The sequence below is a fragment of the Flavobacterium sp. ZE23DGlu08 genome, assembly GCF_030505335.1.
In the GTDB taxonomy this organism is placed as follows: domain Bacteria; phylum Bacteroidota; class Bacteroidia; order Flavobacteriales; family Flavobacteriaceae; genus Flavobacterium; species Flavobacterium algoritolerans.
Map to the genome: position 1 here is coordinate 1557424 of NZ_CP130045.1, position 15642 is coordinate 1573065.

Consider the following 15642-nt stretch of genomic DNA (forward strand, 5'->3'; position numbering starts at 1 on the left):
ATTGACAAATCAAAAACAATGCCTAAAATTTATCGAACACCATGCATTAATTTCTTAATTACCGGCCCCATCAAAATTGAGAACAAAGCCACTACAATAGATATTATTGCTAACATCCAGAAAAAATAACTCAATCCGTGTTCATTGGCAATTTTATCAATATTTTCTCCGAACATCCCTGCTCCTTTCATTCCTATTGCAACTGCAAGATACCAAACTCCAAACATAAATGCAATCATTCTAGCAGGAACTAACTTACTTACATAAGACAATCCTACCGGCGAGATACACAATTCAGCCATAGTATGGAAAAGATACACCAAAATAAGCCAAATCATACTTACAGAAGCTGTTTTTGCACCAGCTTCAATTCCGCTTGCGCCAAAAGCTACACAAGCCATACCAAGCGCTAATAATCCCATTCCGATTCCGTATTTTAAATTAGCCGCAGGATTGTATTTACTTTCCCACCATTTTGAAAACAATGGCGCTAATGAAATAATAAACAAGGAGTTTAAGGTAGAAAACCAAGTAGCTGGAACTTCGGTCAATGCAGTAGTTACTTTATCAATTTTCAACGCTTGTAAGGTTTCATCAGACAATGATAAATATCCTGCAGTGTAATAATCTTTAGCCAACATCCATATTGCTATTGCCCAAATAATTATAAAACTCACACTTAGAATAATATTTGCAATAGCATACAACTTGAATGTTTGTTTGAACAACAAAATCAATACCCAAGTAATAATAACTAAAGGTAAAATAGTAATCAATGAATTCATCACTAAAAATACCACACTCCAATTACCTGTTAAAACTCTATCCGTATAATCATTCGCAAAAATGGTTAAACTGTTTGGAGATTGTTCGAAAATTGCCCAAAAGAAAATAGTCAGGAATGCGAAGAATGTAACTGCTATTAATTTTTCTTTAGTGATTTTAGAATATTGGGTAAATCTGTATATCAATAATATAATAAACACAACCAATGCTGAAACTATAGCAATCGAATTACCATTTGGTCCTAAGAAAGAAAAAACATTTACTTTCCCTCCGGATATTTTGGAAGCAGGATCATTTAAAAGCCACAATAAAGCTAATAATGATGAAAATGCAATAGCCGCTAATTGTATTGGTGAAAAAGGATTTCTTTTATCCGTATCCAAAGCTTCTGCTTTCGCTTTGCTTTCTTTGTTTGGTTTTAAACCAATGTCTCCAAAGATATTTTGTGACAACCAAAACTGTAACATTCCAAAGAACATAAAAATTCCGGCAAGACCAAAACCATACGTCCAACCTACTTTTTCTCCTAAATAACCACAAAGTAAAATACCAAAGAAAGCCCCGGCATTTACACCCATGTAGAACAATGTATAAGCACCATCCTTCTTCTCAGGACGGTCTTTGTACATTTCAGATACGATTGATGTCATGTTTGGCTTGAAAAAACCATTTCCAAAAACTAACAATACTAATCCTAAATAAATAGAAAATTCTGTTTCAACAGCCATAGAAGCGTGTCCTAAAGTCATCAAACTGGCACCTACAACAACTGCCCATCTAAAACCTATCACTTTATCGGCAAAATAACCACCTAACATCGTGGATAAATAAACCAATCCAACGTAGGATCCAAATAATGCAGAAGCATTTTCACGAGTCCATTCCCAACCACCGTCTGTAAAGGAGGCGGTTAAAAATAATATCAATAAAGAACGCATTCCATAGAATGAGAATCGCTCCCACATCTCTGTGAAGAATAAAACGAATAATCCCGCTGGATGTCCTAGAACGGTACTTTTAAAAAATTGATCTGTAGTATTTTCACTCATGTTATTAATTGTTTAATTCTTTGTCTACTCCGTGCATTAATTTTTTGATTACTGGCGATAGTAACAATAACAGTAATCCGAAACCAAGTCCTGTATAAAATAAATATTCAAAAAGCACTAAGTAACTCTGTTTTGCTAAATTTAAATCCGGTGCTGTACCATTTGAAGTATCTACAGAAGCGATATTAGCTAAGATGGAAGCGATAAATTCTGAACTGGCTGTTGCCAAAAACCAAACGCCCATCATGAATCCCACGATTTTTGCTGGAGATAATTTAGTCACTGCAGAAAGTCCTACCGGTGACAAACTCAATTCTCCGCATGTATGCAAAAGGTACGCTAATATTAGCCAAATTGCCGCTACTTTTCCTGTACCAGAAAGATTTATTCCCATAACTAATGCTCCAAAACCTAAACCGACTAAAGCTAATGCTAAAGCAAATTTTACGGCTGTATTAGGATTGTATTTTCCTAAATTTGGCCATATCCAAGCAAAAACTGGAGCTAGCAAAATTATAAATAAGGCATTAAAACTTAAGAACTGTCCGGCAGAAATTTCATAACCAAATATAGTTCGGTCTAAAATCCTGTCAGCAAATAAATTCATCGAGGTATATGCCTGTTCAAACAATGCCCAGAATACAATTGTAAATACAATCAGAATGGTCAAAGCAATCAATTGGTGACGTGCTTTTCCATCTAACTTTGTAACGGCATAATAAACAATATAAATAAAGGAAATACCACCTGCTATTTTTAAAGCCCATGAAACCGCATTATGATTTTGAACCATCTGCCAAAACAACAATGTCGACAATACGCTTCCAATATAAATTAGCCATTCATTTTTAAGTCCAAACGATTTTTTTTCTAATAAAGAAGCATTGTTTGATTCGCCTTTTCCCATCAATAGTTTTCTACCGGAAATGAAAGTCAACAATCCAAAAAACATTCCGACTCCAGCTGCACCAAAACCATAACTCCAACCATACGTTTCTCCAAGCCAAACACATATTAGCGTAGCCATAAAAGATCCTAAGTTGATTCCCATGTAAAACAAAGTGAATCCAGAATCTCTTCTTTTATCGCCTGTTTCATATAATTCCCCCACTAATGAAGAGATATTGGCTTTTAGAAAACCAACTCCGACAATTATTAAGGATAATGAAAAGTAAAATATTTGTAAGGCGGTTTCGTCCCGTGTAATTTCGCCAGTAATAGATTCAGTTGCGGCATTCCCTTCATAAGCCATTCCTACATGACCTAACACAAGCATAATACCTCCAAAAACAATGGCTTTTCTAAATCCCAGATAACGATCCGCTATAAAACCACCTAAAACCGGAACAGCATACACTAGAGCAGCATAGCTTCCAATGAGTAAATTTCCAGAAGTATCCGAAAACAAATGGTACTTTGTCAGATAAAAAATTAATAAAGCTTTCATACCGTAGAACGAAAACCGTTCCCACATTTCGGTAAAAAACAATATAAAAAGCGCCTTTGGATGTCCAAAAAATTCTTCCTTATTCAATGAGTCGTTTGTCATAAAGCGCTGTTATAAGTTTCCTTTGATAAAATTAGTCATTTTTGTATACAATTGAATTCTGGTTTTTCCACCATAAATCCCGTGATTATTGTCTGGGTAAATTTGGGAATCAAATTGTTTATTAGCCTGAATCAAAGCTTCCATCATTTGCATGGAGTTTTGAACATGAACGTTATCATCTCCTGAACCGTGAATCAAAAGAAATTTTCCTTTCAATTTATCCACATGGTTTATTGGTGAATTATCATCATATCCGCTCGCATTTTCCTGTGGTGTCGTCATGTAACGTTCCGTGTACACACTGTCGTAGAATCTCCAGTTTGTAACCGGAGCTACAGCAATTGCCATTTTAAAAACATCGTTTCCTTTCATGATACAATTAGACGCCATAAAACCACCATACGACCAGCCAAATATACCAATTCTAGATTTATCAACAAATGCGTAATTTCCTATTACTTTGGCAGCATCAATTTGATCTTCCACTTCGTATTTTCCTAATTGCAATTGAGTCACTTTTTTGAAATCAGCGCCTTTAAAACCAGTTCCGCGTCCGTCAACACAAGCAACAATGTAACCTTGTTGTGACAACATCATAAACCAATAATCATCCGTACTGTTCCACTCGTTATTCACTTGTTGCGAACCCGGACCAGAATATTGGTACATAAAAACAGGATATTTTTTTGTTGGATCAAAATCTTTAGGTTTAATCACCCAAGCATTTAGTTCATTTCCTTTTGCCGTTTTTAAAACAAAAAACTCTTTAGCAGGCAAATTATAGCTTTTTAGTTTCGAAGCCAATGATTCATTGTTTTCAATAACCTGAACTTGTTTTCCAACTTTAGCTTCGTTCAACGTATACGTCGTAGGTTGTGACGCACTAGAAAATGTGTTGATGTAGTATTGAAAATTCGGGCTGAATGTCGCTGCATTCGTTCCTGTATTTTGTGACAAACGCACTTTATTTTTTCCGTCAAGACCTATTCTGTAAACATCTCTATTAATAGATCCATTTTCTACAGACTGATAGAAAACCGTATTTGTCTTTTCGTCTAAACCATAATAATTAGTCACTTCCCATTTTCCTTTGGTCAGTTGGTTTTTCAATTTTCCGTTTTTATCATATAAATAAATATGATTGAAACCGTCTTTTTCGCTGGTCCAAATAAAACTGTTGTCTTTCAAGAAAGTCAAGTTATCCGTAACATCAACATACGCTTTGTCTTTTTCGTTCAAAACTACTTTTGAAGTTCCTGAATTACCATCGATAAACAACAAATCCAAATTATTTTGATGACGATTCAATACCTGCGCAGATAATGTATTTGCATCATTCGTCCATTTCATTCTGGCGATATAAAAATCAGTGTAATTACCAAGGTTTACATTTTTTACCCCATTGGAATTTACATCATAAATATGTAAAGAAACTAGAGCATTCTTTTCACCGGCCTTTGGATATTTAAACGTTTGCATCATTGGATACAATTCTTTACCAAACATTGACATCGAAAATTCCGGAACTTGACTTTCGTCAAAACGAATGTAAGCCACTTTTTTGCTGTCAGCACTCCAATCGAAAGCTTTTACGAAAGCAAATTCTTCCTCGTAAACCCAATCCGTAATACCGTTAATAATGCTGTTTTTTTGTCCGTCTGTAGTAATTGGAGTCGATTTATTAGAAGCTAAATCATATACATACAGATTATTTTCTTTGGCGTATGCTATCTTTTTTCCATCAGGTGAAAAAGTAGGTTCCTGAACCTGAAAATCAAATAGCTTTTTTAATTTTTTACTGGCTATATCGTATAAATAATAATCAGCAGTAAAGGAGTGACGGAAGATTTGATTCGTATTGCAAGCCAATAAAATCATTTTTTCTGAAGCATCAAATGTATAACTGTCAATCCCGTTTGAAAGTTCTTTGTGGGATTTTGTATCTATAAGTGTAGCTACTTTTTTTAAAGTTGCAAAATCATACAAATCGATTTGCATACTTCTGGACTGGTTGTCTAAATTCAATACAGTGTATTGATTTGTATTTTTCATGGACTGTAATTCATCCATTCCTTGAGCACGAAAAGTGCCGTTGTAAATTTCATCAATTGTGATTTTTTGTTGGCCAACAACAGTAAAACACAGGAATAAAAATAATGCAATAATTTTTTTCGAATACATGATATTTCTTTAAATATAAAAACCGTCAATTTTAGTGAAAAATTTACAATAATTTCACATTCGATGTGTTAAATGTTAAAAACAATATTCTAAACACCCATTTATTGAGGATATTATCATAGTAAACAAAACAGCTAAAAGCGTATCTTTGCAGGTATACATATTATAATCTATTGAGAATGAATAAGGCCATTAGCGGATTTTCTAAATTATCCAAAGAAGAAAAAATTAAATGGATTGCCAATCAATATTTTTCAACACCTTCAGAAGCCATTTCCTTGCTGAAAAACTACTGGAATTCTGATGAAAAAATACAGAAATTACATGATGAATTCATCGAAAACACGATAACTAATTTCTACATTCCGCTGGGAGTTGCTCCTAATTTCCTGATTAATGGAAAATACAGCACGATTCCTATGGCAATTGAAGAAAGTTCTGTGGTTGCCGCTGCCGCAAAAGCTGCTAAGTTTTGGTCCACACGTGGCGGATTTAAAACAACCGTAATCAACACCGAAAAAATTGGTCAGGTTCATTTTATCTATAAAGGAGATGTTTCAAAATTGAACTTATTTTTTGCCCAAAACAAAAGCAAATTTTTCGCAGAAACAGAATCGATTACAACAAATATGCAAAAACGCGGTGGCGGAATTTTAGACATCACCCTAAAAGACAAAACCGATTTATTGCCCAATTATTTTCAGCTGCATGCCACTTTTGAAACCAAAGACAGCATGGGAGCTAATTTCATCAATTCGTGTCTGGAACAATTTTCCAAAACATTAAAAGAAGAAGCACATAATTATGACTTGTTCACGGAAACGGAGAAAGACATTGAAGTCGTGATGAGCATCCTTTCGAATTATGTTCCAAATTGCATCGTAAGAGCCGAAGTTTCTTGCCCAATTGCTGATTTAGAAGAAAAACACATTCCTAATCCTCTAGAATTTGCAGAGAAATTTGTGCAAGCTGTTCAAATAGCTGAAGTCGAACCATACCGTGCCGTAACGCACAATAAAGGAATCATGAACGGAGTGGATGCCGTAGTTCTGGCAACAGGAAATGATTTCCGTGCCGTCGAAGCTGCAATTCATGCCTATGCTTCCCGAAACGGAAAATATTCCAGTCTTTCCCATGCCAAAATAGAAAATGGTGTTTTTACTTTTTGGTTGGAAATCCCTTTAGCATTAGGAACTGTTGGTGGTTTAACTTCCTTACATCCATTGGTAAAATTATCATTGGAAATGCTGGAAAAACCATCTGCCAAGGAATTAATGCAGTTTGTAGCCGTAGCCGGTTTGGCCCAAAACTTTGCCGCTTTGCGCTCTTTGACCACAACAGGAATTCAGGAAGGACACATGAAAATGCATTTGAACAATATTATCAACCAGTTTGAAGCCAATGATGAAGAACGCGTTTTAATCCTAAAATATTTCAAAAAGAATACCGTTTCACATAGCGCTGTGGTGACCTATATTGAAAGTTTAAGAAAATAATTTTATCTTGAAGCAACAAAAAATAAGGTTGCTTCGTTCCTCGAAAAGACAATGAAAAAAACATTCTACAGTAACGGAAAACTTTTAATCACAGGAGAATACCTGGTTCTTGATGGCGCAAAAGCATTTGCATTACCCACAAAAATGGGGCAAAACCTCAATATAGAAGAGGGAAACAACAAGGAAATAATCTGGAAAAGTTATGATGCGGACGGAAGCATTTGGTTTGAAGACACTATTTTATTTTCTGATATTTCAAAGGGAGTTAATCCTGAAAATGAATCGGTAAAAACAACACTTACGACTATTTTACACGAAGCTTTTAAGTTAAATCCTGATTTCATTTTAAATTCAAATGGATACCGTATTACTACTGAACTTGGATTTCCTAAAAGCTGGGGTCTGGGAACGTCATCGACTTTGATAAACAATATTGCCCAATGGCTCCAAATAGACGCCTTTATACTGCTTAAAAACAGTTTTGGAGGCAGTGGTTATGATATTTCCTGCGCACAGAACAACACTCCTATCCTATATCATCTGGAACAAGGAAATCCCATTGTTGAAAAAGTAACCTTTAATCCAGAATTTACACAAAACCTATACTTTGTATACCTTAACAAAAAGCAAAGCAGCAAAACCGCAATAGCGGCATACAACATAAATAAAAAAAACAATCTGGCAAAAACCATTGCTTTAAATGACAGTATAACTTCAGAAGTTTTGAATGCCACTGCGATTCAATCTTTTGCTACAGCAATACAAAAACACGAAGTACAAATGAGTATTATTCTGGAAACACATACCATAAAAGAATCTTTATTTCCTGATTTTAATGGCGTGATAAAAAGTCTTGGCGCTTGGGGAGGTGATTTTGTTATGGCGATTGCAACTGAAAATCCAACTGACTATTTTGTTTCAAAAGGATATAAAACTATCGTTCCGTATAATGAAATGATATTGTCTTAATGTTTCATAATTAATCCACGCTTACAAATAAAACTTCATTAAAATAAAAATTCCGATACATTCAATATGTATCGGGATTTTTTATTTTGATTAATTACTTTTTCAAAAATTAGTAATTGAAATCTATTCTGTTGTCTTCAATTTTAGCGTTAGCTTTCAATGCAGGAATTACTCTACTTGCATCTGAAGCGCTTTGTGCTTTTAATTTAGTCACATAAGCTGCGTGGCTTTTTAAAGCTGGTGCTTTTACTGTGCTTGTGTTTTTCACTACATAAACTCCAGTATTTCCTTCAATTGGAGCAGATAATTTATTAGCCGCTAATGCGAATGCATTTCCAACTACTTTTGGCTCTTGACCAACACCTGGCAACATGGTGTTTTCCATAGTAAGACCAGTTGCTTGTTGTACCGTTCCTCCTACTGCTTTTGCAATTGCTTCAAGAGAAGAACCTGACATTTTAGCTTTGATAAGTTCCGCTTTTTTCTTGTTTTTAAGAATTGGCTCCACATAAGGTCTAACTACTGAAACGGCTACTAAACCAGAATCGTCAATACTTTTCAATTTTGCAATTACGTGACCTACATTAGCTACTTCAAATCTTTTTACAGATCCTACTTTAACTCCATCTTCAAAAGCCCATCTTACGATTGTTCTTTGATTGCCTAATGTTCCAAAGTTCTCATCCATTCCTTTTACAGAAACAGCTGGAGTAACTTTAAGTCCCATATCTTTTGCAACTTTATTAAAATCTTTATCAGCAGCATCCATTTCTAATTTAGTTGCTTGAGTAAATATCTTATCAGAAGTTGCTTCTGAAGCTTCGATTTTTTGAGCTACAGTAGCCAAACGAATTCCGTCTTGCTTGTCCGTTATTTTAACAATATGAAAACCAAAATCAGTTTCTACTAAACCAACTTTACCGATACCATTATTAAAAACAAAATCATTAAATGGTTTTGGCAATTGGTTTGGACCAAAATAACCTAAATCACCACCTTGTTGAGCTGACTGATCTTCAGAATTTGTGAAAGCCAACATCATGAAGCTATCCGGATTTGCATTAACCTGAGCTAAAATAGATTCAGCTTTAGCTTTAGCTTGCTCTTTTGTTCTTTTCTCTTTTTGATTTTGAGCTTGAGAACCTTCATAACCTATAACAATATGACTTGCTTTAGTATTAATTCCTGATTTCATTCCCATAGATTTTGAAATACAGTAGTATTTTCCAAACATGTATGGCCCATAAACTGCACCTGTAGCTAGGTTGAATAATTTATCAGCATCTACAGCCGGTAAATCTTTTTTAGCAATGTAAGTTGAATCATAAGGAACATCTGAATTTGAATTCACAAAGTCAATTGTGTTCGTAGTTGTTCTAAATCCTGGCAATGTATCGTTTTTACCAGTAGCTTGGTTGTAAACCACACTTCCTGTCAACAATGAATTTATTTTTGTTTTTACTTCAGATTCGTCCTCAGCAGAAGCTTTGTCTTCGATCAAAACATATTCTACTTCGCGAGACTCGTCAGCTTTGTATTTTTTTTCATTTTTCTTCATGAATTCAACAATCTCAGCATCAGTAATTTTTACTTCACTGTCTTTAATTGTAGAATACAAACCTGCAACGTAAGCAAAGTTTACTTTGTTTGCTTCCATTTCATATTTCAACTTTCCTTCGCTTTCAGTTGTGTAAACTGCTGCTTTAATCAAAGTATTATACATTTGGTATTTAGCATTCAAATCAGCATCTTTCTCTCTATCTTTCAAGAATTGAGCTTGTGCAGGATTTGCTTTGAAGTATTCTTTGAATTTTACAACATCAAAAACACCGGCAGCATTCAAGAACAATGGATTTCCACCAATATTTTGATCAGCTTTCAAAACTTCCAATAAGTGTTTTTCACCAACTCTAAGTCCTAATTTATCAAATTCAGAAGTTAATAAAGCTATAGAAACTTCTTGTTCCCAAACTCTGTTTGCTGCTTCAGTTGACGTAATCCCCTGACCACTTTTTTCAACATTACTTACTTTAACTCTAAAATCTTCAAATGAAATATCTTTTCCATCGATGCTTCCTACATCTTTTGATGTACTGCTGAAACCACCGCTATTGAATATATCACCTATGATAAATGCTAATAAACAAAACCCGATAACGAGTATCAGAAGAAGTGAACGTTGTCTAATTTTTTGTAAAACTGCCATTTTATTGTTGTTAATTTTTATATTCAGTTTGCGAAAATACAATTATCTAATTAATAATTATACTAGTAGCGTTTTATTTTGCAAGAAATTTTATTTTCCTAAAAAAAATCACTCTTGTACGGTCATTTTTACTAATTCTATTTTCTTATTTGTGGCTTCTTCAATTATAAAATGATAGCTGCCTATGGAAATTGCATCGCCTTTTTGAGGAATTTCTTTTGTGAAATCTACTATAAAACCGCCAAGTGTTCCGTAAGAATCACTTTCAGGAATGTCTAACTTATAAGTGTCATTCAAATATTGGACATCAAATCGAGTTGAAAAAATAAAGACTCCTTCTCCTAATTCTTTTTCTATCAATTCTTCGTCTGAATCGTGTTCATCTTCAATTTCGCCAAAAAGCTCTTCTACAATATCTTCTATGGTAATAATTCCTGAAGTTCCTCCGTATTCATCCAATACAACGGCGACGCTTTTTCGCTTTTTAGTAAGCAAATTCATAGCGTCCTTTATGAATATAGTTTCCGGAACAAACTCAACCGAAATTACAATTTCCTTGATATTATTTGGTTTTTTAAACAAATCAAACGAATGAACATAACCAATGATATCATCAAGAGAATTTTGATACACCACAATCTTGGAATACCCAGTTTCTATGAATAATTCTTTGAGATTTTCAATTGAATCGAATACTTCAACCGCAATAATTTCCGTTCGGGGGCTCATTACATCTCTGGCTTTCACACCGGAAAACTCTAATGCATTTTGAAACATTAATATTTCAGAATCCACCATTTCATTATCCTCAACACTACTCATTTGTTCGGTAATGTAATTTCCGAGTTCTATTTTACTGAAATACAACTGAATATTATCCCCTTCCGTTTTGAAGAATTTCTTCAAAATGAAATCAGAAATTCCAATAAAAAAAGTAGAAATAAAATAGAAAAACTTATAAAAAACATAAGCCGGAACTGCAAAAATCTTAATTAATGAGTTGGCATAAATTTGAAAAAAAACTTTAGGAAGAAACTCAGCTGTTATCAATATGACTAGTGTAGAAACCAGAATTTGAAGCACTAAACTTAGCCCATCTGAAAAATGATATCCAAACACAGCAAACCAACGCATCACTAATTCGCCCATAAAAAAACCATAAACCACCATCGCTATAGTATTACCAATAAGCATGGTTACTATAAAGTTAGTTGGTTTTTCAGTAAGCTTTGTAAGTATTTTTGAAACGAAATTATCTTGTTTTTTTTCAATTTCAAGATAAATTTTATTTGAAGAGACAAAGGCTATCTCCATACCTGAAAAAAAAGCACTTAGTATTAGACACAATATGATAATACTAACTTCCATTAATTAGGATTTTTTGTTTCGGTCATCAAATTTTTTGGCAAATTTTCTCCTGAAGAAAAACATAAAAATAGCCAATCCTGCAATCATAAAACTCAACCAAAACGTTCCTTCGGGATCATTTAATTTAGTGACACCGTCATAAATGAAATAAGCACCAAAAACTAGATAAACGTATTGTGTGTATTTTAGGTAATTCATAATATATTGTATTAATCGGCGGATTCTATTTCGCCAGTTATTTTTTGAGAATTAATCACTTTGAAATCTTTGCTAAAATCGATTCCTTGTCCATTTGAAGTTCCTTTTGGATCCGATAATTTAAACTTTCTTTCCGTAAAGAACCATTCGTTTTTTTGATCAAAATACAATTGCTCAGTTTCTAAGGTCTGACCATCTTCGGTGAAAATTTTCACTTTCCCTTGCAAATCAATAATATTTGTGCCTTTATACGAAATAGCATAATTAGACTTGATAAAGGTTTTCTTCGCTTTTTTATCGAATAAGGTAACATCGATTCCTTTTGGAAATTCCGTAAAAGGAAAGTCAACACTGGAGTAATCCAACATTTTAGTACTTACAAGAATTGCCGTAATTCGCCCGGAATCAGTGTATTTCAAATTTACCATATCTGCGTCACTATTTGGGATAAATTCTGAAAAATTAATCTTCTGAATTTCCTTAAAATTACTTTCGCAACCAAAAAACAGTGTCACAGCAAAAACTGTGACAACTGATTTAATATACTTTTTTTTGACTACAGTCATACGCTGAACTTGGCGAAGAAATTTGGCAATACTACCAATTCTTGTTTTTAGTTGAATTTTCGTTTTTCAAACCATTTGTCATTAAGTGAAAAACTCACACTTAAGTTTGCATAGTTCTCCTGAACAAGATTTGCTTTTGTAGTTCCTTTTTTTCCTAATTCGAAACCAAAGTTCACATTTGAGAAACTACCCGTTATCGGAAGTCCCAAACCAAAAGTCACACCCATATCATTTATCGATTCAGAGTTGATTACCAATCCTGTTTTTTCATATTTAATACCGGCTCTGTATACAATTCTTTTTGTATAACTAGAAAACGAATTATAATTAGGAATGTAATATCCTCCTAAACTAACGCTTCCATATTTTCCATACCCTACATTAGCTTCATCATTATATTCATTTGCCTGACCCGAAGTTTTACCGTAAGAAACATTACCGCCAACAAGCCATTTCTTAGCCTCACCAATACCTCCACTTAATGATATTTTACTAGGCATTGTTATACTTGCTTCAGTTTTAACATCACCAAGAACATCAACAACAGCCAAATCAAAATTTGAATTATAGATTACTGTCGAAATATTTCTAGTGTTTTTAGACGTTAAAGAACTTTCCAATGAATACGTTAAACTACTAAAAAGAGTGATTTTTTTATAGATTTTGGTTTGATACATCATTCCAAGATTAAAATTTACTCCAGATAAATCTGCTGAATTCAATTCGCGCGTCCCAATTGGAACTTCCTGAATAAACTCAAGACTATTGGTTTCAATTTTTCCAAAATTATAATTCACATCGGCACCAATGTTAAAATTAGGGGCAATTTTATATGCTACACCCAAAAAAGCTTTATTCAAACCTCCTGTCCCATTAAAACGCTTGTTGTTTTCTGTTCCAGTTTCTGAAATAGATTCAATTTTATACCCAACAGAAGAATACGGAATCAATCCAAAACCTAATCCAAACTTACCCAAAGGCAAACCAACTGCTAGGTAATCCAAAGTAGTTCTTCTGGCATTAGCTGATTCAGTACTATTTTTTAAAGTTGTAGTCCCGTAAGTTCCTCCTAAAGTAAAAGTTGTCAGTTTAAGATTTGCGTAACTGGCTGGGTTTTGTAAGTTTATGTGAATACTATCCTGTTCAACAGCTACACCTGCCATAGAGCGGTTTTCAAGCGTTCCTTTGAATCTTACGTCCCCAATTCCGTAGAAAGAATATGGAGAAGATGTTCCTTCTTGAGCAAAAGACACTAATGATAAAAGCAAACAGGCGCTTATTATAATTTTTTTAATCATTTTTGATTTTATATTGAAATGTTTGATTCAAACTTTCCAGAAGAAAATTTGAATTGGCAAATATGGTATTTTTTAATCGTTTAGCCAAAAAATCTGTGTCGCCACCCGTTAAAATTATTATAAAATTTGAATACCTTGCTTTATATTCATCGATAAAACCGTCAATCTCATAGACGAAACCGTTCACCACGCCAGAATGAATCGATTCAGAAGTGGAAGTTCCAATGAAATCTTTGGGACTTTCTAATGATAACAAAGGAAGTTTGGCCGTAAAATTATGTAACGCTTCGTAGCGCAATCGCAATCCTGGCGCAATGGCTCCGCCCAAATAATTATTCTCTTCATCAATAAAATCGTACGTAACACACGTTCCGGCATCAATAACCAACCGATTCTGATTTGGAAACTGAAGCGTGGCTCCTGCTGCAAGAACCATTCGGTCAATTCCCAAAGTTTTAGGAGTCGCATAACGATTCAGGAACGGAAAAGGATCTTCATGGGATAGAAAATGCACATTCAATACATTGTTATAGGCTAAAAAAGACTGTTTTTCGACATCTCCAACAGAGGAAACGACCAAATCAGTTATTTTTTCGAATTTTTTTAAAATATTTTCAATATTTTTTTGAAGTTCTATTTTAGAAAAAACAAAAATTTCAAAAAGGGTAGCATCCTCAAAGACAGCCGCTTTAATTCTGGTATTTCCAACATCGATAACTAAAATCATAATTTGGTTTTTGATGTTGCGAAGGTACGAATTGATTTTTTTTAAAAAATGTTTTGGATAAACTAAAAATCATTCTATATTTGCACCCGCAATAGCGAGGTACCTTAGCTCAGATGGTAGAGCAATGGACTGAAAATCCATGTGTCCCTGGTTCGATCCCTGGAGGTACCACAAAACCCGAATAGAAATATTCGGGTTTTTTGTTTAACATCATTTCTAAAGATGCATTATCTCTATATTCTTTATTCAAAATCCACAACTAAATATTATGTTGGCGAAACACATAATATAGAAGAGAGACTAATAAAACACAATAAACACACCTATTCAGGATCATTTACAAAAATCGCTAATGATTGGGATTTAACCCTCCTTTTTAATTGTTCAAACAAAGAAGATGCTATTTTTCTTGAAAGATTTATCAAGAAAATGAAAAGCAGAATTTTTATCGAAAAAATAATTAAAAACCCTTCTATTCTTGAAGACATTTTATCCAAAAAATAATCCATGCATCCCTGGTTCTCCCGAAGCCTCGGGACTGGAGGTACCACAAAACCCGAATAGTCCCGACGATTCGGGATTCGGGTTTTTTGTTTAACATCATTTCTAAAGATGCATTATCTCTATATTCTTTATTCAAAATCCACAACTAAATATTATGTTGGCGAAACACATAATATAGAAGAGAGACTAATAAAACATAATCAACACACCTATTCTGGATCATTTACAAAAATCGCTAATGACTGGGATTTAACCCTCCTTTTTAATTGTTCAAACAAAGAAGAGGCTATTTTTCTTGAAAGATTTATCAAGAAAATGAAAAGCAGAATTTTTATCGAAAAAATAATTAAAAACCCTTCTATTCTTGAAGACATTTTATCCAAAAAATAGTCCATGCATCCTGGTTCTCCCGAAGCCTCGGGACTGGAGGTACCACAAAACCCGAATAGTCCCGACGCTTCGGGATTCGGGTTTTTTGTTTTCAAGCAATTCCCAACATGACATTTCTTTAAGCTGTCACTCATCTACTTCTCCAATTTATATTCTTTTCCAATAAAATCTAACGCTTTTAAAATTTCTACAAAAGCTTAAACTATACTTATATTCTATTTTTAAAGGAAAAAAATTAGACAAAAACCACCTCTATCCCCTTTTTTAAAATTACTTAGAATAAAAAATTTTAAATTAAGTATTTAAATATAAGTATTAATACTTATATTTGCGTAATAATACTTAATTAATTAGA

General features: G+C 33.7%; 13 protein-coding genes and 1 tRNA gene. 5 read left to right on the forward strand and 9 right to left on the reverse strand.

All coding sequences use genetic code 11. The features are described 5' to 3' along the window. Nucleotides 1-29: 29 nt before the first annotated feature. Genes Q1W72_RS06840 through Q1W72_RS06850 form a run of 3 tightly spaced genes read right to left on the reverse strand, consistent with a single transcriptional unit; the run spans nt 30 to nt 5565 of the window. Nucleotides 30-1835: a peptide MFS transporter gene (locus tag Q1W72_RS06840; RefSeq protein WP_099713626.1), complete on the reverse strand. Its 1806-nt coding sequence runs from the start codon at nt 1833-1835 to the stop codon at nt 30-32. Between the two features lie 4 nt (nt 1836-1839). Continuing rightward, the gene (locus tag Q1W72_RS06845) at nt 1840-3384 is read right to left on the reverse strand and encodes a peptide MFS transporter (RefSeq protein WP_302137725.1); all 1545 of its coding nucleotides are present in this window, start codon (nt 3382-3384) and stop codon (nt 1840-1842) included. A gap of 9 nt (nt 3385-3393) precedes the next feature. Next, nucleotides 3394-5565 carry a S9 family peptidase gene (locus Q1W72_RS06850; protein ID WP_302137726.1) on the reverse strand — a complete coding sequence of 724 codons (2172 nt, stop codon included), beginning with the start codon at nt 5563-5565 and terminating at the stop codon, nt 3394-3396. A gap of 179 nt (nt 5566-5744) precedes the next feature. Here Q1W72_RS06850 and Q1W72_RS06855 point away from each other — a divergent pair, with 179 nt between their 5' ends. Both Q1W72_RS06855 and Q1W72_RS06860 read left to right on the forward strand, forming a co-directional pair. Then, nucleotides 5745-7061, forward strand: coding sequence for a hydroxymethylglutaryl-CoA reductase, degradative (locus Q1W72_RS06855; RefSeq protein WP_099713629.1), 1317 nt, complete (start codon nt 5745-5747; stop codon nt 7059-7061). Between the two features lie 51 nt (nt 7062-7112). Then, nucleotides 7113-8030 carry a GYDIA family GHMP kinase gene (locus Q1W72_RS06860; RefSeq protein ID WP_302137727.1) on the forward strand — a complete coding sequence of 306 codons (918 nt, stop codon included), beginning with the start codon at nt 7113-7115 and terminating at the stop codon, nt 8028-8030. A gap of 109 nt (nt 8031-8139) precedes the next feature. Here the strand turns inward: Q1W72_RS06860 and Q1W72_RS06865 are convergent, their stop codons facing one another. The 6 genes from Q1W72_RS06865 to Q1W72_RS06890 all read right to left on the reverse strand — a co-directional run bounded on the left by Q1W72_RS06865 (nt 8140) and on the right by Q1W72_RS06890 (nt 14393). After that, nucleotides 8140-10236 (reverse strand): peptidylprolyl isomerase, encoded by a 2097-nt coding sequence (locus Q1W72_RS06865; protein WP_302137728.1) that lies wholly within the window; start codon nt 10234-10236, stop codon nt 8140-8142. Nucleotides 10237-10344: 108 nt separating this feature from the next. Next, on the reverse strand, nt 10345-11604 hold the full coding sequence (locus Q1W72_RS06870; protein ID WP_302137729.1) for a hemolysin family protein: 1260 nt from the start codon (nt 11602-11604) through the stop codon (nt 10345-10347). Nucleotides 11605-11607: 3 nt separating this feature from the next. Next, nucleotides 11608-11802, reverse strand: a complete 195-nt coding sequence (locus Q1W72_RS06875; RefSeq protein WP_099713633.1) for a hypothetical protein — start codon at nt 11800-11802, stop codon at nt 11608-11610. Nucleotides 11803-11813: 11 nt separating this feature from the next. Continuing rightward, on the reverse strand, nt 11814-12368 hold the full coding sequence (gene lptC / locus Q1W72_RS06880) for an LPS export ABC transporter periplasmic protein LptC (protein ID WP_121340847.1): 555 nt from the start codon (nt 12366-12368) through the stop codon (nt 11814-11816). Nucleotides 12369-12415: 47 nt separating this feature from the next. Next, complete coding sequence (locus Q1W72_RS06885) at nt 12416-13666, reverse strand: hypothetical protein (protein WP_121340846.1); 1251 nt, start codon at nt 13664-13666, stop codon at nt 12416-12418. Then, on the reverse strand, nt 13659-14393 hold the full coding sequence (locus tag Q1W72_RS06890; protein WP_099713636.1) for a type III pantothenate kinase: 735 nt from the start codon (nt 14391-14393) through the stop codon (nt 13659-13661). The genes Q1W72_RS06885 and Q1W72_RS06890 overlap by 8 nt, the downstream gene beginning before the upstream one ends. A gap of 98 nt (nt 14394-14491) precedes the next feature. On the opposite strand from Q1W72_RS06890, the gene Q1W72_RS06895 reads away from it, so the two are divergent. From Q1W72_RS06895 to Q1W72_RS06905, 3 genes are all read left to right on the forward strand, one after another. Continuing rightward, nucleotides 14492-14564: transfer RNA gene (locus Q1W72_RS06895), tRNA-Phe, on the forward strand. 51 nt (nt 14565-14615) lie between these two features. Next, nucleotides 14616-14897: a GIY-YIG nuclease family protein gene (locus tag Q1W72_RS06900; protein ID WP_099713637.1), complete on the forward strand. Its 282-nt coding sequence runs from the start codon at nt 14616-14618 to the stop codon at nt 14895-14897. Nucleotides 14898-15005: 108 nt separating this feature from the next. Continuing rightward, the gene (locus Q1W72_RS06905; protein WP_099713638.1) at nt 15006-15287 is read left to right on the forward strand and encodes a GIY-YIG nuclease family protein; all 282 of its coding nucleotides are present in this window, start codon (nt 15006-15008) and stop codon (nt 15285-15287) included. Nucleotides 15288-15642: the final 355 nt, after the last annotated feature.

What these genes read in the sequence shown, in the direction of transcription:
- Q1W72_RS06840 (WP_099713626.1), bottom strand. Translation starts at nt 1,835, where the DNA reads ATGAGTGAAAATACTACAGATCAATTTTTTAAAAGTACCGTTCTAGGA.
- Q1W72_RS06845 (WP_302137725.1), bottom strand. Translation starts at nt 3,384, where the DNA reads ATGACAAACGACTCATTGAATAAGGAAGAATTTTTTGGACATCCAAAG.
- Q1W72_RS06850 (WP_302137726.1), bottom strand. Translation starts at nt 5,565, where the DNA reads ATGTATTCGAAAAAAATTATTGCATTATTTTTATTCCTGTGTTTTACT.
- Q1W72_RS06855 (WP_099713629.1), top strand. Translation starts at nt 5,745, where the DNA reads ATGAATAAGGCCATTAGCGGATTTTCTAAATTATCCAAAGAAGAAAAA.
- Q1W72_RS06860 (WP_302137727.1), top strand. Translation starts at nt 7,113, where the DNA reads ATGAAAAAAACATTCTACAGTAACGGAAAACTTTTAATCACAGGAGAA.
- Q1W72_RS06865 (WP_302137728.1), bottom strand. Translation starts at nt 10,236, where the DNA reads ATGGCAGTTTTACAAAAAATTAGACAACGTTCACTTCTTCTGATACTC.
- Q1W72_RS06870 (WP_302137729.1), bottom strand. Translation starts at nt 11,604, where the DNA reads ATGGAAGTTAGTATTATCATATTGTGTCTAATACTAAGTGCTTTTTTT.
- Q1W72_RS06875 (WP_099713633.1), bottom strand. Translation starts at nt 11,802, where the DNA reads ATGAATTACCTAAAATACACACAATACGTTTATCTAGTTTTTGGTGCT.
- lptC (WP_121340847.1), bottom strand. Translation starts at nt 12,368, where the DNA reads ATGACTGTAGTCAAAAAAAAGTATATTAAATCAGTTGTCACAGTTTTT.
- Q1W72_RS06885 (WP_121340846.1), bottom strand. Translation starts at nt 13,666, where the DNA reads ATGATTAAAAAAATTATAATAAGCGCCTGTTTGCTTTTATCATTAGTG.
- Q1W72_RS06890 (WP_099713636.1), bottom strand. Translation starts at nt 14,393, where the DNA reads ATGATTTTAGTTATCGATGTTGGAAATACCAGAATTAAAGCGGCTGTC.
- Q1W72_RS06900 (WP_099713637.1), top strand. Translation starts at nt 14,616, where the DNA reads ATGCATTATCTCTATATTCTTTATTCAAAATCCACAACTAAATATTAT.
- Q1W72_RS06905 (WP_099713638.1), top strand. Translation starts at nt 15,006, where the DNA reads ATGCATTATCTCTATATTCTTTATTCAAAATCCACAACTAAATATTAT.